The organism is Bradyrhizobium sp. BRP23 (assembly GCF_020194135.1).
Classification (GTDB): Bacteria; Pseudomonadota; Alphaproteobacteria; order Rhizobiales; family Xanthobacteraceae; genus Bradyrhizobium; species Bradyrhizobium yuanmingense.
In genome coordinates this window covers 670,743-690,070 of record NZ_JADYVW010000001.1, presented here as the reverse complement: position 1 = coordinate 690,070, position 19,328 = coordinate 670,743, and the positions used below count along the sequence as shown (strand labels likewise).

The following is a 19,328-nucleotide window of genomic DNA, read 5'->3' as shown; positions in this document are numbered from 1 at the left end:
AGAGGATTGGAGTCGCGGAGAGATACCCCTCACCCGTCTCGCCGCTATGCGGCGAGCCACCCTCTCCCACAGGGGGAGAGGGGAAGGGCGGTCGACACTGTAAAGACTACCCCGCGATCTCGCGCCAGTCGGCGCCGCGCAGCATGCGCATCACGGCGTTGCCCACGGCGGTGCGTTGCCGGCCGGCGACCCCATAGAGATTGACGGTGCGGCGGGCGTCCAGCCCCGTGACCGCGGCGCGGGTCAGCCGCGCCGGCACGGGCGAGGTGTGCGGCACCATGGCGACGCCCATCTCGGCCTCGACCAGCTCGATCAAATCGCGCTCGTTCGAGACCTCATGACCCTGTTCGATGTCGATGCCGTGCTCGCGCAGGCTCGCGGAGATGCGGCGCGCGTGCTCGCAGAAAGTTCGGCTCAGCAGCAGCTCCGATCGCAGATCGTCCAGTTCGACCGAGCTGCGGCCGGCCAGCCGGTGCCCGTCGCCGACGACGAGCTCGAAGCTCTCGGTGAACAGCGGCCAGACATCCAGCCGGTCCCAGGCCTCGTCGATCTCGGCAGCAATGCCGAGCTCGGCTTCGCCCTTCTTCAGGAAGTCGCCGACCTCCCGGCCCGAGCCGCGCAGAAAGCGGAATTCGAGCCGGTTGAACTGCCGCTTGATCTCGTTGAGATGCGGAATCAGCAAAGCGAGGTCGATCGAATGCGTCAGCGCAATGCGGAGCGCACCGATCTCTCCGCTCCTGAACGAGGAGGCGAGCGAGCGCGCGCCGATGGCCGCGTCATAGCACTGCTTCAGGAGTGGATGCATGCGCTGGCCGAGCTCAGTCAATTGCGCGGCGGGGCGTTCGCGGCGGAACAGGTCGCCGCCCAGCTCGGCCTCGAGCTGCTTGATCGCTCGCGTCAGCGAGGGCTGCGTGACGTTGCATTCCTCGGCCGCGCGCGTGAAGTTCAAGAGCTGCGCCACCGCGAGGAAATAGCGGACCTGGTGCATTTCCATGGATCGGCTCCCAGCAAAAATCGACCGGAAATCTAGCCGATCAGGGCGAAAAATGACATCCCGCCTGCGATAGCGCGGACGTATCGACTCGGAAGCCAACCGGCATTTCCGCAAATCCCGGAGATCCCGCACATTTCGCTCCAGCCTGGCGCGGTGTCGCGCTGAGAAGAGGTCTGGATCATGAATATTCCCATCAAGACGCAGACGTCCGCTTCATCACGCGTGCTTGCCGGCAAGGTGGCGCTTGTCACCGGGTCGACCAGCGGCATCGGTCTCGGTATCGCGCGGGCCCTCGCCGCCTCGGGCGCCGACATCGTGCTCAATGGCCTTGGTGTCGCCAGCGAGATCGGCCGGACGCGCGAGCAGATCGCCGCCGAGTTCGGCGTCAAGGCCAGCTATTCGCCGGCGGACATGACGAGGCCGAAATCGATCGCCGAGATGATCGCGGCGACGGTGGCCCAATCCGGCCGGGTGGACATCTTGGTCAACAACGCCGGCATCCAGCATGTCGCGCCGCTCGACCAGTTTCCGGTCGAGAAGTGGGACCAGATCCTCGCAACCAACCTGTCCTCGGCCTTCCACACCACGCGGTTGGCCTTGCCGGCAATGCGGCAGCACGGTTTCGGCCGGATCATCAACATTGCCTCCACGCACGGCCTGGTCGGTTCGCCGTTCAAGGCAGCCTATGTCACCGCCAAGCATGGCATCGTCGGCCTCACCAAGGTGACGGCGCTGGAGACGGCGGAGCAGGGCATCACCTGCAACGCAATCTGCCCTGGTTATGTCCATACGCCGCTGGTCGAGGCGCAGATCGACGGCCAGGCCAAGGCCCATGGCATCTCCCGCGATCAGGTGATCCGCGACGTGCTGCTGGCGCAACAGCCGAACAAGCGCTTTGTTGCGGTCGAGGAGCTCGGCGCACTCGCGGTGTTCCTGTCGACGGACGCGGCGGCCTCGATCACCGGCGTTGCGCTGCCGGTCGACGGCGGTTGGACCGCGCATTGACATGGGCCGGCGCAGCAAGTCGAATACTCGAACAGTGCAAGCTCACCAGGAGCGAGACATGGGCACGCAGGACAATTCTCAGCATAAGCAGCACGACCTGCCGGGTCAGGTCGTGCTCGTGCTTCAGGGCGGCGGCGCGCTCGGCTCGTACCAGGCGGGGGTCTACCAGGCCTTGCACGAAGCCGGCATCGAGCCGGACTGGATCATCGGCACCTCGATCGGTGCGATCAATGCGAGCCTCATCGCCGGCAACGCGCCCGAGCACCGGCTCGCGCGCTTGCGGGAGTTCTGGAAACGGATGGAGCAGAAGCCGGTCTGGGACTGGCGAGCCGCGTTTCCCGGCTTCAACGAGAAGCTGGCCTATTGGTCGACCGTGACCCACGGCATTGCCGGTTTCTTCCGGCCCAATCCGCTGGCCCATGCCGGCGATTCCTATCCGCTGGGCGCCGATTACGCCGGCTATTATTCGACCGCGCCGCTGGAGAAGACGCTGAGCGAGCTCGTCGATTTTGATCTCGCCAACCGCTGCGCGCCGCGTCTGACGGTCGGTGCGGCTCATGTCGGCACCAGCGAAATGCGCTATTTCGACAGCCGCGACGGCGAGCTGACGGTGAAGCATGTGATGGCTTCGGGCGCGCTGCCGCCGGCTTTCCCCGCCGTGCGCATCGACGGCGAGCTCTATTGGGACGGCGGCATCCTGTCGAACACGCCGACCGAAGCCGTGTTCGACGACAATCCACGCAGGAACTCGCTGATCTTCTCCGTGCATCTGTGGAATCCGGTCGGGCCGGAGCCGACCACGATGGCGGAGGTGCTGAACCGGCACAAGGACGTGCAATATTCCAGCCGCATCGCCAGCCAGATCGTGCGACAGCAGCAGGCCCATCGTCTGCGCCACGTCATTAACCAGCTCGCGGCGCGGCTGCCCGAGAGCGAGCGCAACGATCCCGCGGTGAGGGAACTGACGAGCTACGGCTGCCCGACCCGCATGCATGTGGTGCGTCTGCTGGCGCCGCAGCTCGAGCACGAGACCCATACCAAGGATATCGACTTCAGTCCGTCCGGGATCACGCGGCGCTGGCACGCCGGCTATGCGCACACGAAATCGGTGCTGGCGCGCAAGCCCTGGGTCGGCGAATTCGATCCGCTCGCCGGCGTCGTGCTGCACGAGCATATGGACGAGATGCCGATGGCGGCGGAGTGAGGCTCTGTCCGTCATAGCCTCGCACGACGACGATTTTGCAGGCGCGCGGTCCGGAGTATGGTCGCCGTATCTTCGTCGCGAGGCTTGCAATTGGTCGCTGAGAAACATCTGGAGGAGTCGCTCGAGACGCTGCGTGCCAACGCGGCGGGACCGGTCGCGGGCGTATTCGGTCCGGCCTCACTGACCTGGCAGATCGACCGGGAGGCCGTGCTCTTTCTCGGCGCCGGCCGTGCGCTGCTGCTGCAACTGGCCCATCCCTGGGTGGCGGCGGCGATCGCCGAGCATTCGCGCACCCTTGCCGATCCGATCGGCCGCTTCCATCGCACCTTCGACATCGTCTTTACGATGGTGTTCGGTTCGCTGGACCGGGCGCTGCTGTCGTCCCGGCAGCTACATCGGCGTCACAGCATGATCGTCGGCGAGATGCCCGAGACCGTGGGGCCGTTCGCGGCCGGCTCGCGCTACTGCGCCAACGACATCCCCGCGCTGCGCTGGGTCCACGCCACGCTGGTCGAGACCGCGCTTATGGCACATGATCTGGTGCTGCCGCCACTCTCGGCGGAGGAGCGCGATCGCTATTGGAGCGAGGCCAGGCTGTACGGCGCCCTGTTCGGATTAAAGGGGGATGATTTGCCGGCGGACTGGTCCGGCTTCGTCGCCTACACCAAGGCAATGGCGCAGTCGGAGACGCTGACCGTTGGCCCTGCGGCGCGCGAGATCGCCGCGCAGATATTCAGCGGCGCGCGCCCGTGGCTGCGGCCGCCGCGCTGGTATTGCGCGCTCACCGCGAGCATGCTGCCCGAGCGCTTGCGCGCGGGCTTCGGCTTCGAGCTCGACGCGCGTGCGATCCGATCCGCCGATCACGCGCTGCGGTGGATCCGGCGCGTCTATCCGAAATTGCCTGGCCGGCTGCGCTATGTCGGTCCCTACCAGGAAGCGCAGGCGCGGCTGCGGGGCGAAGCGCGGCCCGACTGGATGACGCGGTGTCTTAATCGCGCCTGGATCGGCCGTCCGCAGATGGATGTGCGCGGGAAATAGGGACTCGAGGCAAGCTCGTTGCAGCTTGTCATTCCGGGGCGCGCGGAGCGCGAGCCCGGAATCCATTTCTCCGAGCGTTCCGGCCGCACGATGGATTCCGGGCTCGCGCCAAACGGCGCGCCCCGGAATGACAGCGGTGCCTCACACCGACGCCAGCTTGCGGTACAGCGCGCTGTAGCTGCCGGCCGAGATGCTCCAGGAGAACGAGCGCCCCATGGCGCTGCGGCGCATCGTATCGAGCTGGTCGTGGGCCATGAAGGCCGAGAAGGCGCGCCGCACGCCGCCGAGGAAGGACTCGCGCGACGGCCTCGAGAACAGGAAGCCGGTCTCGCCGTCGCTGATGGTCTCGGCGAGGCCGCCGGTCTGGTGACCGATCGGCAGCGAGCCGAAGCGCTGGGCGTACATCTGGCTGAGCCCGCACGGCTCGAACCGCGACGGCATCAAGGTGAAGTCGCTGCCGGCGAAGATCCGCCGCGCCTGGGCGTCGTTGAAGCCGATCGCAACTCCGATGGAGTCGGGGCGGCGGCGGTGCGCGTCGATCAAGGCCTGCTCAAGCGCCGGCTCGCCGGAGCCGGTGACCACGATCTGCCCGCCGGCATCGACGATCTCGTCCGCCGCCGACAGCACGAGGTCGATCCCCTTCTGGTGCACGAGCCGCGCGACGATGCCGAACATCGGCCCGCGCGAGACCGCCAGCCCGAACTGCTTGCGGACGTAGTCCGCGTTGGCCTTCTTGCCGACCCAGTCGCCGGCGCCGAATTGCTGGGCGAGCTGGGCGCAGGAGCGCGGGTCCCAGCTCTCGTCGATGCCGTTGAGGATGCCGGTGAGCTCGGCGGCGTCCGAGCGCAGGCGGAGCAGGCCCTCGAGGCCACAGCCGAATTCGGCCGTGGTGATCTCCCGCGCATAGGTGCCGCTGACCGTGGTGAGGTGCGAGGCGTAGACGAGGCCCGCCTTGAGGAAGGAGACCTGATCGTAGAACTCGACGCCGTCGATGTGGAAGGAGCTCTCCGGTGCGCCGATCCGCCGCAACGAGTCCTTCGGGAAGAGGCCCTGATAGGCGAGGTTATGGATGGTCAGGATGGACGGCAGCTTGGCGCCCTGCCAGGCGAGATAGGCCGGCACCAGCGAGGCCTGCCAATCGTTGGCATGGATCAGGTCTGCTGCCCAATTCTTGTCCAGCTTGCCCATGGCGAGCTCAGCCGCGGCCGAGGCCAAGCGCGCGAAGCGGATGTCGTTGTCGGGCCAATCGCGCCCGAGCTCGTCGCCATAGGGGTTGCCCGGTCGGTCGTAGAGCTGCGAGCACAACAGCACATAGACCGGCAGGCCGTCCTTGGTCGCGGCACGGCCGAGCGAGCAGGCCGGCATCTCCGCGAATGCGGGACAGCGGCCAACGACCTGAATATGCGTGAGTTGCTCGATGATGTCGCGATAGCCGGGCAGCATGATCCGGATATCGGCGAAGGAGCGAAGTGCGCGGGGGAGGGCGGCGGAAACGGCGCCCAGTCCGCCGACGCGGACGAAGTCGTCCATCTCCGTGGTGACGAACAAGACCCTCAAGAACAACCGCCCTCTTTCGACCCCGCTTGCTGCTATGCAAGAACGGGTCCAGTTGTGCTGGAAATCCAAAGCCCGCCCACGCGGCACGTCTGTTCGGTAAACACTTTCCTACTCAGCCGCCGCCCTCTAGGGTCGCCGCATCAACAACAAAGATCTTCGATGGTTCCACGAGTTCAAGGGCGCAGGCAGGCATGCAGCTAGCAGATAAGCATGAGGGGACGACGACAAAGGCCTTCGCGGGCCTGCGGGTGCTGGATTTTTCGACCACCATCGCCGGGCCCCATTGCACGCGGATGCTCGCCGACATGGGTGCCGAGGTCATCAAGATCGAGACCGATGGCGGCGAGACGATGCGGACCCGGCCTCCCCTCCGCAACGGCTGCAGCACCGCGTTCGGCCAGCTCAATGTCGGCAAGAAGAGCGTGGTACTCGACCTCAAGTCCGAGGACGGCAAGGAGGCGGTGCGCCGGCTGGCCGCGACGTCGGATATTCTGGTCGAGAACTTCCGTCCCGGCGTGATGCGCCGCCTTCGGCTCGACTATGACAGCCTGCGTCAGGTCAACCCGAGGCTGATCTACTGCTCGATCTCGGGCTATGGCCAGACCGGCCCTTCGGCCGAGCTGCCGGCCTACGCCCCGGTGATCCACGCGGCCTCGGGCTATGACATGGCCCATCTCGCCTACCAGCCGGGCCGCAACCGTCCCGATTATTGCGGTATCTACCACGCCGACGTCGTCACCGGGACATATGGTTTTGGCGCGATCGCGTCGGCGCTCTATCAACGCAGCGTGACGGGCGCCGGCCAGCACATCGACGTCTCCATGCTGGAAACCATGCTGTCGCTGACGCTGACCGAGCTGCAGAGCTCGCAATTCGCGGTGCCGCCGCCGCCACGCCCGATGTTCGGACCGACCGAGACGGCAAGCGGCTACGTCATGATCACGATCGCCAGCGAGAAGACGTTCCAGGCCCTGATGGGGGTGATCGGCCGCCCGGACTGGGTCTCCGATCCACGCTTCGCCACCTATGCCGCGCGCCGCGCGAACTGGGCCGAGCTGATGGACGGCGTCGAAATCTGGTCGCGGCAGCTTTCGACCGATGCGTGCTTGCGCGTGCTTGGCGCTGCCGGCGTGCCGGCCTCGGCCTATCGCAGCGTGTCCGAGGCCTTGGCCGATCCGCAGCTTGCGCACCGCCAGGCACTCTCCGAGGTGCGGGACGAGGGCGGCTCGTTCCAGGTGCTCAACCTGCCGTTTCGGATGTCGGGGGCTGACACGGCGCCGGCCAAGACCGTGTCCGTGCTCGGGGAGCACACCGACGCGTTGCGCCAGGAGATCGGCCTTGCGGACGGTACGGCAATTCCGCCAGGCAAAACGGCCGCGACATCCTGAGTCTCATCGCCGCCACATGCGGCGTTCGAACTCTCGTTCGTTCCTCTTGCCGAGGCGGGCATTTGTCGCCAAGCTCGCCTCCGAGTCATTCACGATCCGAAACATCGGACGAGGGATCCCGGGAGGAACCATGACGAACGCGGCGGCCTTGGCACGCAGGCGCGTGCCTATTTTCCTCGTTGCGGCATTTGCACTGGCTACGCCAGCGCAGGCGCAGAAATCGGGCGGCAGCATCACCGTCGGTCAGGAGCTGGAGATCGCAGGCTTCGATCCGCTCAAGGTCGGCGTCTACGACACCTCGACCTTCACCGCTGCCGCCGCGATCTTCGACACGCTGACGACGCTGAATGACAAGGGCGAGGCCGCGCCGAAGCTCGCGGTGTCCTGGAGCCATTCCGAGGACTACAAGACCTGGACCTTCAAGCTCCGCGAAGGCGTCAAATTCCACGACGGCACGCCGTTCAATGCGCAGGCCTTCAAGGAGAATTTCGACCGGCAGAAGGACCCCGCCAACAAGTGCCGCTGCGCCTTCTACATCACCAACGTCAAGGAGGTGCTGGCGCCGGACGAATACACAATCGTCTATAATCTCACCGATCCTTCCGTGAACCTGCCGGCGACGATCACCATCCAGAGCCAGAACAACGTCATCCATTCGCCGACCGCCTGGAAGACCAAGGGCGACGATTACAACCGCAATCCCGTCGGCACCGGCCCGTACATCCTGAAATCATGGACCGCCGGCGACCGCATGGTGCTGGAGAAGAACCCGAACTACTGGGACAAGGGTCGCCCGTATCTCGACCGCATCGTCCTGAAGCCGCTGCCCGACGCGCAGTCGCGCTTTGCCTCGCTGCAATCGGGCGAGGCCGACATCATCTGGGATGACGAGAACGACGCCGACAACATCATGAGGGCGCAGAAGGACCCCAAGCTCACCGTGCACACCTACAAGGGCTCGGGCGCGCAGGTCTACGCCTTCAACACCAAGGTGGCGCCGTTCGATGACGTGAGGGTGCGGCAGGCCCTGGTGATGGCGATCGACCGTCCCAAGATGTCGCAAGCGATCAGCAACGGCCTGAGCCGGCCCGCGAGCAATCCTTACGGCGACGGCTCCTGGGTCAAGTGCAAGGACGACGGGGCGCTGCCGTTCGACGTTGAGAAGGCCAAGGCGCTGATCAAGGAGTACGGCAAGCCGGTCGAGTTCAAGATGCTGGTGACGGCGACGCCGCGCGGCCGCATGGTCGGCCAAGTGCTGCAGCAATTCTGGAAGCGCGTCGGCGCCAACATGGAGATCGAGCAGGTCGACCAGGCCACGATTCCGACGCGCGCCTTCACCCGGCAGTTCCAGCTGACGCCGTGGCGCATCGTCGATCTCGCCGATCCCGATCCGCAGATGTACGCGAATTTCCGCAGCGGCAGCCCGCTGGCGCTCGCCGGATACGCGAACCCCGAGCTCGACAAGCTTCTGGACCATGCGCGCGTCACCGCCGACATCGGCCAGCGCACCGAGGATTATTGCGCCATCAGCCGTCTGATCAACAAGGAGGCGATCTGGTTCTGGACCTTCCAGAATACCTATTACGCGCTGTCCAGCGCCAAGCTGAAGGGCTTTCCGAAGATCTACAACGGCGTGATCGACGTCTCGACCACCTGGCTGGAATGACCGCGCGATGCTGAACTTCGTCGCGCGGCGGCTGCTTGCCATGCTGCCGGTCCTGCTCGCCGTCTCGTTGCTGACGTTCCTGATCGCCTCGCTGCTGCCGGGCGATCTCGCGCTCGTCATCCTGGGCGATCAGGCAACGCCGGAGAACGTCGCGGCGCTGCGCCGCGACATGGGACTCGACCAGCCGCTGTGGTGGCGTTACCTGAGCTGGCTCGGCCACGTGGTGCAGGGCGATCTCGGCCGCTCGTTTCGCACCGGGCAGACGGTGCTGCAGGCGGTGGCCGAGCGCATCCCGGTCTCGCTGCAGCTGATGCTGATGGCCGAGTTCATCGGGCTCCTGATCGGTGTTCCCGTTGCGATCGCCTGTGCCGCGCGCGCCGGCGGTGCGTTCGACCGCTTCATGACCGGCAGCGCTTTCGCGATGCTGTCGATGCCGTCGTTCCTGACTGCGATCCTGCTGATCTATCTGTTCGCGGTCGAGCTGCGCTGGCTGCCGGCGACCGGCTATGTGCCGTTCACCGAGGCGCCGCTGGCCAATTTGCGCTTCTTCGTGCTGCCGGCGCTGACGCTGGCGCTGGCGGAATGGCCGGGCATCATGCGGGTGCTGCGCTCCGACATGATCGCGACGTTGCAGGAGGACTATATCGCGCTGGCGAAAGCAAAGGGTCTCAAGCCATCGCGCATCCTGTTGGTGCATGCGCTAAAGCCTTCTTCGCTGACCCTGGTGACGGTGACGGGCATCAATATCGGTCGCCTGCTCGGCGGCACGCTGATCGTGGAAACGATCTTCGCGCTGCCCGGCATCGGCCGGCTGCTGGTCGGGGCGATCTACACCCGGGACCTCGTCATTCTCCAGGGCGTGGTGCTGCTGGTCGCCTGCGGCTTCGTCATCGTCAACTTCATCGTCGACATGCTCTATGCCGTGCTCGACCCCAGGATCCGCCATGGCCACGCTTGAGCTGTCGATCCAGGACGAGGAGGTAGCTGCGCCGGTCGGCCGCAAGCCCAAGCTCGGCCTGTTGTTCTGGATCGCAAGCGCCTGGGTTGCGATCATCCTTTCGCTAGCGATCCTGGCGCCGGTGCTGCCGCTGCAGAACCCGACCGATATGGACATGCTGGAACGGCGCGCCGCCTTCTCCGGGGAACATTGGCTCGGCACCGACGGGCTCGGCCGCGACGAGCTCGCCCGGCTGATCTTTGGTGCGCGGGTGTCGCTAACGGTCGGGCTGATCGCGCCCATGATCGGCCTCGTCATCGGCGGCGCGCTCGGCCTGCTGGCCGGCTATTTCCGCGGCCGGTTCGAGACGCTGGTGGTCGGCAGCATGGATGTGTTGCTCGCCTTTCCGCCGCTGATCTTCGCGCTCGCGGTGGTCGCCTATCTCGGGCAGTCGGTCCCCAACCTCACTATTGTCCTCGGCGTGCTCGGCATTCCCGCTTTCATGCGCGTGGCGCGCGCGGCGACGCTGACGCTGGCGCGGCGCGAGTTCGTGATCGCTGCCGAGGCGTTAGGGGCTAGCCATGCGCGCATCCTGCTGCGCGAGCTGCTGCCGAACGTCATCCTGCCGCTGCTCGCCTTCTTCCTGCTCGGCGTCGCGGTCACCATCGTGGTCGAGGGCGCGCTGTCCTTCCTCGGCCTCGGCGTGCCGCCGCCGATGCCGAGCTGGGGCAGCATGATCGGGGAGGGACGTGACAGTCTGGACGTCGCGCCGCGCCTCGCCTTTCTGCCGGCGGCAGCACTGTTTGCGACGGTGCTGGCGTTCAACCTCGTCGGCGACACCTTGCGGGCTCTCACCGACCCACGTCAGGGGGCACTGTGACCGCGCCGCTCCTGGCCATCGAGGATGTCGCGGTCGAGCTGCCGACCCCGCGCGGAAACCTGCGCGCGGTCGATCACGTCGACCTTTCGCTGCAGGCCGGCCGCACGCTCGGAATCGTCGGTGAATCCGGTTGCGGCAAGACCATGCTCTCGCGCGCCGTGCTGCAGCTGCTGCCGAAGAAGGCGAAGCTGACGGGCCGGGTGATGTTCGACGGCGAGGATCTGGTGCGGCTCGAGCCTGAAAGCCTGCGGCGGCTGCGCGGGCGCGACCTCGCGGTCGTATTCCAGGACCCCATGACCTCGCTCAACCCTGTGCTCACCATCGGCACGCAGCTGATGGAGACGATCCAGGAGCACCTCGAGCTTGACGCTCCCGCCGCGAAGGCCCGCAGCATCGAGCTGCTCGCCGCCGTCGGCATTCCCGCCCCGGAGCAGCGGCTCGCGCAATATCCGCATCAATGCTCCGGCGGCATGCGCCAGCGCATCGCGATTGCGATCGCACTGTCCTGCGAGCCGAAGCTCCTGATCGCGGACGAGCCGACCACCGCGCTCGACGTCACCATCCAGGCGCAGATCCTCGATCTGCTCGCGCGCGAGCAGCGCCGCCGCCACATGGCGATGATCATCATCACCCACGATCTCGGCGTCGTCGCCGGCCGGGCCGACGAGGTCGCGGTGATGTATGCCGGCCGGGTGGTGGAGCGCGCGCCGACGCAAGCCTTGTTCAAGCGCATGCACATGCCCTACACCGAGGCACTGCTGGCGGCGATCCCGAAGCTCGATACCGCGCCGCATACGCCGCTGCCGGCGATCTCGGGCCGTCCACCCGATCCGACGCGCCCGCTGAAGGGCTGCTCCTTCGCGCCGCGCTGCAGTTATGCCGGCGGGCGCTGTCAGGAGGCCAAACCGGTCCTGACCAGCGCAGAGGTGTCGGGACATCTCTATGCCTGCTTCCATCCGATCCGGATGACGGAGGGGATCGAGGCATGATGCAGCTTGCCGCGCGCCCCGCGCCGCTTCTCAACGTCGACAATCTCGTGGTCGAATACGGCCTCGGCAACAAGATTGTTCATGCCGTTTCCGGTGTCAGCCTCCAGGTCGCGCGCGGCGAGACGCTTGGGCTGGTCGGCGAATCCGGCTGCGGCAAGTCGACGCTCGGGCGCGCGGTGCTGCAACTGCGCCGCGCCAAGTCCGGCCGCGTGATGTTCGACGGCGAGGACCTCACCGCGATGGAGGGCGAGGCGCTGCGCCGGATGCGCCGCCGCGTGCAGCTGATCTTCCAGGATCCGATTGCTTCGCTCAATCCGCGCCGGCGCATCGGCGACATCGTCGCCGAGCCGCTGATCATCGCCGGGATCAAGGATGCCGCCGAGCGCAAACGGCGCGTTCACGAGGTGCTCTCCGCGGTCGGGCTCGACCCCGATCTCGTGGCGACCCGCCTGCCGCACGAATTCTCCGGCGGCCAGTGCCAGCGCATCTGTATCGCGCGCTCGCTGGTGCTCAACCCGGAGTTCATCGTCTGCGACGAGCCGGTGTCGGCCCTCGACGTCTCCATTCGCGCGCAGATCCTCAACCTGCTGGAGGAGATGAAGGCGCGCTTCGGTCTGACGCTGCTGTTCATCGCGCACGACCTCGCGGTGGTCAAAGCGGTCAGCGACCGCGTCGCGGTGATGTATCTCGGCCGGCTCTGCGAGGTCGCCCCCTCCGAGCAATTGTTCGCGCGGCCTGCGCATCCCTACACCGCGCTGCTGTTGCAGGCGATCCCGGTGCCGGATCCGGACGTGCGACCCGCCGAAAGTGTGGCGGCCGGCGAGCCGCCATCGCCGATTGCGCCGCCGTCCGGTTGCCGCTTCCGCACCCGCTGCCCGCGCGCGGATCAGCGTTGCAGCGCGGAGATACCGGAGTTGCGCCAGGTCGCACCCGGCCAGTTCGCGGCTTGCCATCATCCGCTGGCCTGAACTAAGACCGGTTTGTCTGGTCGCGCCGACCATGGCATGGTGGCGCGACAACAAGAAGCATGCGGGAGGACGCCGATGAAGAGTTTCAAGGTTGCCGATTTCAAGGCGCCGCTGCAGGAGGTCGACGAGGCGACGCCGCAGCCCTCGGGCACGCAGGTGCTGATCAAGGTGAAGGCCGCCGGCGTCTGCCACAGCGACCTCCACATCTGGGAAGGCGGCTACGATCTCGGCCATGGCCGCAAGCCGCTCTCGTTGAAGGACCGCGGCATCAACCTGCCGCTGACCATGGGCCACGAGACGGTCGGCGAAGTCCTCGCCTTCGGCCCCGACGTGAAGCCGACCGACCAGGGCGACCTGAAGGTCGGCGATGTCGGGCTGGTCTATCCCTGGATCGGCTGCGGCAAATGTGCAACGTGCCTCGCCGGTGACGAGAACATGTGCCTGACGCCGCGCTCGCTCGGGGTCTATTGCGACGGCGGCTATTCCGATCACATGCTGGTGCCGCATCCGCGCTACCTGCTCAATCTGAAGGGCCTCGATCCCGCGACGACCGCGCCCTATGCCTGCTCGGGCGTCACCACCTACAGCGCGCTGAAGAAGGTCGAGCAGCATTTCGACACGCCGATCGTGATGTTCGGCGCCGGCGGCCTCGGCCTGATGGCGTTGTCGCTGCTCAAGGCGATGGGCGGCAAGGGCGCGATCATGGTCGATATCGACGCGAGGAAGCGCGAGGCGGCGGAGAAGGCCGGTGCGCTTGCGACCGTCGATCCCAAGGCCCCTGACGCGCTGGAGCAGCTTGCCAAGAAGGCGGGCGGCCCTATCCGCGCCGTGATCGACCTCGTCGGCAACGCTGCTACGACGCAGCTCGGCTTCGACTGCCTGACCAAGGGCGGTAAGCTCGTCCTTGTCGGCCTGTTCGGCGGCGGCGCGACCTGGGCGTTGCCGCTGATTCCGATCAAGGCGGTGACGATCCAGGGCAGCTATGTCGGAAACTTGCGCGAGACGCAGGAGCTGCTCGACCTGGTGCGGTCGAAGAAGGTGCCGCCGATCCCGGTGACGCCGCAACCGCTCGCCAAGGCCAACGACGCGCTGCTGCAATTGCAGCAGGGCGCGGTGGTCGGGCGTACGGTGCTGACGCCGTAACGAATGCTCTCTCCCTCGTCATTGCGAGGAGCGAAGCGACGAAGCAATCCAGAATGTCTCCGTGGATGCAGTTCTGGATTGCTTCGCTTCGCTCGCAATGACGACCTGGTTGACACCTCCCTTGAGGCCTTAAATGTCCGCAAACAACGCCTTCCACATTGCCGTGCTCGCCGGTGACGGCATCGGCCCTGAAGTCATGGCGCCGGCGCTGGAGGTGCTGCGCAAGGTCGGCGAGAAGTCCGGCCTCGGCTTCCGCTTCACCGAGGCGCCGGCCGGCGCCAACCATTATCTCGCGACCGGCAAGTCGATGCCGGATAGCACCATCAAGCTCTGCGAGGAGGCGGACGCGATCCTGCTCGGAGCCTGCGGCCTGCCGTCGGTGCGCTACCCCGACAACACCGAGATCGCGCCGCAGATCGAGCTGCGCTTCATCTTCGATCTCTATGCCGGCGTGCGCCCGGCGCGCCTCATTCCGGGCGTGCCGAGCCCGATCGTCGGCGCGGACCAGCGCGGCATCGATCTCGTCGTGATCCGCGAGTCCACCGAAGGCCTGTTCGCCTCGATGGGCAAGGGCATCGTCACCCACGAGGACGCGCGCGAGACCATGGTGATCACGCGCAAAACCTCCGAGCGTTTGTTCGAGTTCTCGTTTCGCCTTGCCGAGCGGCGCAAGGCGCGCGGCAAGCCGGGCGCGCTCACCTGCGTCGATAAGGCGAACGTATTCAAGGCGTTCGCGTTCTTCCGCGGCATCTTCGACGAGATCGAGAAGAAGCATCCTGACGTGAAGACCGACCGGCTCTATGTCGATGCCTGCTCGGCGATGCTGGTCAAGCGTCCCTGGGATTTCGACGTGATGGTGATGGAGAACATGTTCGGCGACATCGTCTCCGACATCACCGCGAGCCTGATCGGCGGCCTCGGCATGGCGCCGTCCGCCGACATCGGTGACAAATACGCGGTGTTCCAGCCGTGCCACGGCACGGCGCCTGACATCATGGGGCAGGGCAAGGCCAACCCCACCGGCATGATCCTGTCCGCCGCGATGATGCTGGATTGGCTCGCCGACAAGCACGGCATCGAGAGCGCTGCGGAAGCCGGCGAGACGATCGAGCGTGCGGTGGACCAGGTCTATGCCGGCGGCATCAAGCCGATGGAATTCGGCGGCGGCAATGGCACGGCTGACATCACGAAAGCGGTGCTGGGAGCGCTGTAGGGGCTGTGCTCCTGGCCTCTCTCCACGACGAAATTACTTCCCCCTAAACTGCGGCTTCCGCTTTTCCATGAAGGCCTGCCGGCCCTCGCGGAAATCCACGCTGTCCATGCAGGCATTGCCGATCACCTTGATCGCCTCCATGTCGCGCCGGCTCTCGTCCTTCAGCACCTGCGCGATTGTGATCTTGGCCGCCTTGATCGCGAGCGGGGCGTTCTGCGCGATCGTCTCGGCCATCGCCATGGTCTCGCCCCAGAGCTCGCCTTGCGGAAACACGCGCTCGACGAGGCCGATGCGCAGCGCCTCGGCGGAATCGATGCGCATGCCCGTATACATCAGCAGCCGCGCCCAGGACGGCCCGACCAGCGACACCAGATGCCGCAGGCCGTCATAGCCATAGGCGATGCCGAGCTTGGCGGCGGGAATGCCGAACTGGCTTTCATGCGAGGCGAGGCGGATGTCGGCGAGCATGGCGACCTGCATGCCGCCGCCGAGGCAATAGCCGTCGATGCAGGCGATGGTCGGCTTGGGATAATCGGCGAGCAGCGCGCGCTGGGCGGCGCTGCGCTTGGCGTATTGCTCGGATGCCGCCGCATTGTGCCTCACCTTCTCGAACTGGCTGATGTCGGCACCCGAGACGAACGCCTTGCCGCCGGCGCCGCGCAGGATCACGACGCGCACCGTGTCGTCGTCGCGCAAGGCCGTCAACGCCTCGCCAAATCCCTCCCACATCTCCAGCGACATCGCGTTGCGCTTGTCGGGATTGTTGAAGGTGATCACGCCGACGCCATCGGCCGTGTGCGTCAGAATCTTGCCGTCGGCGTAAGGTGTTCCGGTCGTGCTGATAACGTCTGGCATCGCGCGCTCGCTGCTCGGTGGCGAGGCGCAATGTGCGGCGCAGGCGCCGCCGCGGTCAACCGGCGCGGGAGAGCAGAGCCTGCATCCGCCTGTGCTGCGATTGCATGGCGCGCGGCGTTCGACGGAGGCGGAAAGGTCGGGGGAAGACCGCCAACAAAAAGGGGCGGCCATGCCGCCCCGAGACCGGCCGCGCGCGGTTGCGCGCAGACATCTTTCGGCCGATCTCGTGCAATCCGGCCGCGCCCCCGTGACGCGGCGGATTGAACGTCGGCCGTGAAGGCCGGACCGTCGACCGGCCTCAGCTCTCGTTCGCCGCGATCGATTCCATCAGCGAGACGAGCTGACGCTGCACCGTCTGATCCTTGATCTTGCTGTAGGCGCGCAGCAGGCGGAGGCTGAAGGCCGAATCGAGAAAGAGCAGGCTCTCGACTTCGCGGGCCTTGTTGTCGCCGTCGTAGAAGAAGGTCACGGGCACATCGAGGGCGGAGGCGATCTGCTGAAGCCGGGCCGCGCCGACGCGATTGACGCCCTTCTCGTATTTCTGCACCTGCTGGAAGCTGACGCCGAGCTTCTCGCCGAGCTCGGCCTGCGAGATCTTCATCTCGACGCGCCGCAGACGGATCCGCTTGCCAAGCTCGATGTCCGGCTTGCCCGCGCTGCGCTGCTTCATTCTTTTGGCCGCTGCTTTCATCTCTGTTTTCACCTTTGTTCTTCGGTTGAAAATCCCCCGAAGAGCTGGGTCAGGGGTTCGCCCATATACGAGTCCTTGAATTCATGCGGGTGCACGAACTCTTCCTTAAACCACGGGAAGCGGGCCGGATTGAAAGCCTCGATCAGCCAGTCAATCATGTGCCGCACGCGCGGGATACGGCCGCTACCAGGGTGGTAGGACAGCCAGATATCCAGCGGTCGGTTCAGCTCGACCTCCAGTGGAATTAATTTCCCGCCGAGCGCAATGGCGTAGCTCGGGAAGACGCCGATGCCGGCGCCATTCGCGACCGCCCAATAGTTGGCGCTCGAGACGTTGGTCTTCATGACCAGAAGGTCACGTTCGGACACGCCCGGGAAGAAGCTTTCGAAGGATTCCTTGGCGGCGAGCTGGTCGGCGAATTGCAGCACCAGACGATGCTTGATCAATTCCGCCGCCGAGCGCGGCGCGCCATGCTTTGCGATGTATTTCTCCGAGGCCCAGAACATCAGATGCATGCGGCCGAGCCGCACCAGCTTGATGTCCAGCGCCGAGGGACGGGACAGATGAATGGCGACGTCGGCCTCGTGGCGCGAGACGTCGGCCGAGCGCATCGCGCAATGCAGGTCCACCAGGATCTTCGGATAGGCCTGCTGGAATTCGACCAGGCGGGGGGCAAGCCAGAATGTGCCGAGCCCCTCGGTGACGGCGACGCGGACCTCGCCCGACAGCGCGTTGGCCATCGAATCGCTGGCGCGCAGCACGTCGAAGGTGGCTGCCTCCATGCGCTCGACGGCGGAGACCACCAGGGCGCCCTCATCGGTCAGATGGGTGCCGTGGACGTCGCGCGTGAATAACGTGGTGCCGGTCTGGCGTTCGAAATCGTCGATGCGGCGCCGCACGGCGTTGATCGACAGAGACAGGCGCTCGGCCGCCGAGCGAAAGCTTCCGCATCGGACGACTTCCAAGAATATGCGGGCGGCGTCCCAGTCGGAGAGGCCGCTGATATTTGTCTTTGGGCGTTCCTCCAGAGGAACGCCCCTTTCCGCCAAGGAGTGCATACAATTCCCTTTGGAACGCTAAACTGGCAGAATCTGGCGCAAACCACAACCACGACGGGTTGGGGAACGACGAGTTTTGAACGTCATCCTTACTACCTTAGGGCGGTATTTGGATGCTCCCATGGGCTGGGAATTCGGGCGAGGCTAATCGGCTCGAGTGAGGGGTATGACGTGAGTTCCGTTGCGAGCCGCGAGATGGCTGCGGGAGTGCCGGCGCTGACTGCAATGAACGGTCTTGCGCAGGAGTCGGTGCTCTTCGCCGTTGCTGGATCAATCGCACCGCGTCAGGCGTTCGCTCCCGGAGCATTGCTGCGGTCGCCAAAGGCGCCGCATGGCGATGCGAGCGGGAACCCGGTTCCACAGCAGAAACACACTGAAATCAGGTTCGAAGGCGCAGTCGCCTCGTGCTATCTATCGTCTTCCATGGGGGCCGAAGGGGGCGTGACAGATACGTCTCGCAGGCCGAATTAACGGAAAGAACGCCGGTGTCGCATTCAGACGAACAGTTGCAGTCGGTGCTGGAAACGCTCGAGGAGTGCCGCAGGGTTCTCAATGCCTGCAACAGCCGCGAGTCGGCCGAGATGCTGTCCATCGTCATCCTCGACGTCAGGATGAAACTGAAAGGAATCGACAGTGCCGATCTCAAGGCGCTGTGCGACGAAATGCTGCGGAGCGCTGCCAGCGAGCCGCCGCCCCCTTCCAAGCAGACGCAGGACCAGCCCCGGCGTCCGCTGCTCCGCGTGGTGAAGTAGCCGCGCCGCCCAATCTCGCTTTCCGGCGAGGTTTGTGCGCGTCCCGATGCCGCATCTGTGATCACGGAGGGCATCGGGCGGAGCCCTGGCTTTGTGCGCCTCTGTTGCGCATTCTCCGGCATGGGCTACACCAGAGCCGGTTCGGCTCCGGGCCGGGCGCGTTCCCTGCGCGCCCTGACGGGGCCTGAGATGGCTCCGATTGCATCATGCAAAATGTTTCGATTCCGGCCGCACTGATTGCCGGCCTCGTCAGCTTCCTCTCGCCTTGCGTCCTGCCTCTGGTTCCGCCCTATCTGGTTTACCTCACGGGCGCCACGATCGAGCATGTCGAGAGCGACGAGCCGGTCGCGGCCTCCAAGCGCGCGATCATGATGTCGGCGCTCCTGTTCGTGCTCGGCTTCTCCACCATCTTCGTGGCGCTCGGCGCCAGCGCTTCGCTGATCGGCGGGCTGATCCGTGCCTGGTCGGCGGAGCTGTCGATCCTCGCCGGCATCGTCATCATCATCATGGGCCTGCACTTTCTCGGCCTGACGCGGATCGGCTTTCTGATGCGGGAAGGACGCCTGCCGATCCCCAAACCGGTCGGCCTGTGGGGCGCCTATATCATGGGCCTCGCATTCGCGTTCGGCTGGACACCCTGCATCGGCCCGATCCTCGCCGCGATCCTCTCGGTCGCCGCGGCGGAAGCCACGGTGACGAGGGGCGCCGGCCTGCTCGCGGTCTATTCCGCGGGCCTCGGCATCCCATTCCTGATCGCCGCGCTGATGATCGAACAGTTCTCCGCACTGTTCGCGCGCATGAAGGGCCACCTCGTCAACGTCGAGCGCGCCATGGGCGTCCTGATGGTGCTCACCGGCATCGGCTTTCTCACCGGCGCGGTCTCGAATGTGAGCATCTGGCTGCTGGAGACGTTTCCGGTGCTGCAGACGATCGGTTAGGGCGCGCGGGGACCGGGTTTTCACGGACGAAAAAGTAGAGGAACCGTTGAAA

The 19,328-nt window shown here is 65.9% G+C and carries 18 protein-coding genes; 13 read left to right on the top strand and 5 right to left on the bottom strand.

The genetic code is table 11. The features are described from left to right. Positions 1-106: 106 nt before the first annotated feature. Positions 107-994: a LysR family transcriptional regulator gene (locus I6F24_RS03130; protein ID WP_225149949.1), complete on the bottom strand. Its 888-nt coding sequence runs from the start codon at positions 992-994 to the stop codon at positions 107-109. 180 nt (positions 995-1,174) lie between these two features. Here I6F24_RS03130 and I6F24_RS03125 point away from each other — a divergent pair, with 180 nt between their 5' ends. From I6F24_RS03125 to I6F24_RS03115, 3 genes are all read left to right on the top strand, one after another. Beyond that, on the top strand, positions 1,175-1,999 hold the full coding sequence (locus tag I6F24_RS03125) for a 3-hydroxybutyrate dehydrogenase (RefSeq protein ID WP_225149948.1): 825 nt from the start codon (positions 1,175-1,177) through the stop codon (positions 1,997-1,999). A 58-nt stretch (positions 2,000-2,057) separates the two neighbouring features. After that, the gene (locus tag I6F24_RS03120; protein WP_225146133.1) at positions 2,058-3,203 is read left to right on the top strand and encodes a patatin-like phospholipase family protein; all 1,146 of its coding nucleotides are present in this window, start codon (positions 2,058-2,060) and stop codon (positions 3,201-3,203) included. Positions 3,204-3,293: 90 nt separating this feature from the next. Continuing rightward, the gene (locus I6F24_RS03115) at positions 3,294-4,241 is read left to right on the top strand and encodes an oxygenase MpaB family protein (protein WP_225149947.1); all 948 of its coding nucleotides are present in this window, start codon (positions 3,294-3,296) and stop codon (positions 4,239-4,241) included. A 141-nt stretch (positions 4,242-4,382) separates the two neighbouring features. Here I6F24_RS03115 and glgA read toward each other — a convergent pair whose 3' ends face one another. Then, on the bottom strand, positions 4,383-5,798 hold the full coding sequence (glgA, locus tag I6F24_RS03110; protein WP_036004476.1) for a glycogen synthase GlgA: 1,416 nt from the start codon (positions 5,796-5,798) through the stop codon (positions 4,383-4,385). A 191-nt stretch (positions 5,799-5,989) separates the two neighbouring features. Here glgA and I6F24_RS03105 point away from each other — a divergent pair, with 191 nt between their 5' ends. From I6F24_RS03105 to I6F24_RS03070, 8 genes are all read left to right on the top strand, one after another. Next, positions 5,990-7,186, top strand: coding sequence for a CoA transferase (locus I6F24_RS03105; RefSeq protein ID WP_036025930.1), 1,197 nt, complete (start codon positions 5,990-5,992; stop codon positions 7,184-7,186). A 130-nt stretch (positions 7,187-7,316) separates the two neighbouring features. Then, positions 7,317-8,852, top strand: coding sequence for an ABC transporter substrate-binding protein (locus I6F24_RS03100; RefSeq protein WP_109144553.1), 1,536 nt, complete (start codon positions 7,317-7,319; stop codon positions 8,850-8,852). 7 nt (positions 8,853-8,859) lie between these two features. After that, positions 8,860-9,810: an ABC transporter permease gene (locus tag I6F24_RS03095; protein WP_036025925.1), complete on the top strand. Its 951-nt coding sequence runs from the start codon at positions 8,860-8,862 to the stop codon at positions 9,808-9,810. Next, on the top strand, positions 9,797-10,669 hold the full coding sequence (locus tag I6F24_RS03090) for an ABC transporter permease (protein WP_036004454.1): 873 nt from the start codon (positions 9,797-9,799) through the stop codon (positions 10,667-10,669). The genes I6F24_RS03095 and I6F24_RS03090 overlap by 14 nt, the downstream gene beginning before the upstream one ends. Continuing rightward, positions 10,666-11,658 (top strand): ABC transporter ATP-binding protein, encoded by a 993-nt coding sequence (locus I6F24_RS03085; RefSeq protein ID WP_036025921.1) that lies wholly within the window; start codon positions 10,666-10,668, stop codon positions 11,656-11,658. Before I6F24_RS03090 ends, I6F24_RS03085 begins: the two co-directional genes overlap by 4 nt. Further along, positions 11,655-12,626 (top strand): oligopeptide/dipeptide ABC transporter ATP-binding protein, encoded by a 972-nt coding sequence (locus I6F24_RS03080; RefSeq protein ID WP_074447511.1) that lies wholly within the window; start codon positions 11,655-11,657, stop codon positions 12,624-12,626. Before I6F24_RS03085 ends, I6F24_RS03080 begins: the two co-directional genes overlap by 4 nt. Positions 12,627-12,701: 75 nt before the next feature. Further along, on the top strand, positions 12,702-13,769 hold the full coding sequence (locus I6F24_RS03075; RefSeq protein WP_036025902.1) for an alcohol dehydrogenase: 1,068 nt from the start codon (positions 12,702-12,704) through the stop codon (positions 13,767-13,769). A gap of 133 nt (positions 13,770-13,902) precedes the next feature. Next, on the top strand, positions 13,903-14,982 hold the full coding sequence (locus I6F24_RS03070) for an isocitrate/isopropylmalate dehydrogenase family protein (RefSeq protein WP_036025901.1): 1,080 nt from the start codon (positions 13,903-13,905) through the stop codon (positions 14,980-14,982). A gap of 33 nt (positions 14,983-15,015) precedes the next feature. On the opposite strand, the gene I6F24_RS03065 is transcribed toward I6F24_RS03070, so the two are convergent. From I6F24_RS03065 to I6F24_RS03055, 3 genes are all read right to left on the bottom strand, one after another. After that, positions 15,016-15,837 (bottom strand): enoyl-CoA hydratase, encoded by an 822-nt coding sequence (locus I6F24_RS03065; RefSeq protein WP_036025898.1) that lies wholly within the window; start codon positions 15,835-15,837, stop codon positions 15,016-15,018. A 298-nt stretch (positions 15,838-16,135) separates the two neighbouring features. Further along, entirely contained in the window at positions 16,136-16,507 is a 372-nt protein-coding gene (locus I6F24_RS03060; RefSeq protein ID WP_020608151.1) for a helix-turn-helix transcriptional regulator, read from the bottom strand. A 29-nt stretch (positions 16,508-16,536) separates the two neighbouring features. After that, positions 16,537-17,586, bottom strand: coding sequence for a LysR family transcriptional regulator (locus I6F24_RS03055; RefSeq protein ID WP_036025896.1), 1,050 nt, complete (start codon positions 17,584-17,586; stop codon positions 16,537-16,539). A 515-nt stretch (positions 17,587-18,101) separates the two neighbouring features. Between I6F24_RS03055 and I6F24_RS03050 the strand changes: the two genes are divergently transcribed. Both I6F24_RS03050 and I6F24_RS03045 read left to right on the top strand, forming a co-directional pair. After that, entirely contained in the window at positions 18,102-18,338 is a 237-nt protein-coding gene (locus I6F24_RS03050) for a hypothetical protein (protein WP_225112735.1), read from the top strand. Positions 18,339-18,544: 206 nt separating this feature from the next. Further along, entirely contained in the window at positions 18,545-19,276 is a 732-nt protein-coding gene (locus I6F24_RS03045) for a cytochrome c biogenesis protein CcdA (RefSeq protein WP_036004503.1), read from the top strand. Positions 19,277-19,328: the final 52 nt, after the last annotated feature.

Coding starts and splice junctions, on each gene's coding strand:
- I6F24_RS03130 (WP_225149949.1), bottom strand. CDS start 994: ATGGAAATGCACCAGGTCCGCTATTTCCTCGCGGTGGCGCAGCTCTTG.
- I6F24_RS03125 (WP_225149948.1), top strand. CDS start 1,175: ATGAATATTCCCATCAAGACGCAGACGTCCGCTTCATCACGCGTGCTT.
- I6F24_RS03120 (WP_225146133.1), top strand. CDS start 2,058: ATGGGCACGCAGGACAATTCTCAGCATAAGCAGCACGACCTGCCGGGT.
- I6F24_RS03105 (WP_036025930.1), top strand. CDS start 5,990: ATGCAGCTAGCAGATAAGCATGAGGGGACGACGACAAAGGCCTTCGCG.
- I6F24_RS03100 (WP_109144553.1), top strand. CDS start 7,317: ATGACGAACGCGGCGGCCTTGGCACGCAGGCGCGTGCCTATTTTCCTC.
- I6F24_RS03095 (WP_036025925.1), top strand. CDS start 8,860: ATGCTGAACTTCGTCGCGCGGCGGCTGCTTGCCATGCTGCCGGTCCTG.
- I6F24_RS03090 (WP_036004454.1), top strand. CDS start 9,797: ATGGCCACGCTTGAGCTGTCGATCCAGGACGAGGAGGTAGCTGCGCCG.
- I6F24_RS03080 (WP_074447511.1), top strand. CDS start 11,655: ATGATGCAGCTTGCCGCGCGCCCCGCGCCGCTTCTCAACGTCGACAAT.
- I6F24_RS03075 (WP_036025902.1), top strand. CDS start 12,702: ATGAAGAGTTTCAAGGTTGCCGATTTCAAGGCGCCGCTGCAGGAGGTC.
- I6F24_RS03070 (WP_036025901.1), top strand. CDS start 13,903: ATGTCCGCAAACAACGCCTTCCACATTGCCGTGCTCGCCGGTGACGGC.
- I6F24_RS03065 (WP_036025898.1), bottom strand. CDS start 15,837: ATGCCAGACGTTATCAGCACGACCGGAACACCTTACGCCGACGGCAAG.
- I6F24_RS03060 (WP_020608151.1), bottom strand. CDS start 16,507: ATGAAGCAGCGCAGCGCGGGCAAGCCGGACATCGAGCTTGGCAAGCGG.
- I6F24_RS03055 (WP_036025896.1), bottom strand. CDS start 17,586: ATGCACTCCTTGGCGGAAAGGGGCGTTCCTCTGGAGGAACGCCCAAAG.
- I6F24_RS03045 (WP_036004503.1), top strand. CDS start 18,545: ATGCAAAATGTTTCGATTCCGGCCGCACTGATTGCCGGCCTCGTCAGC.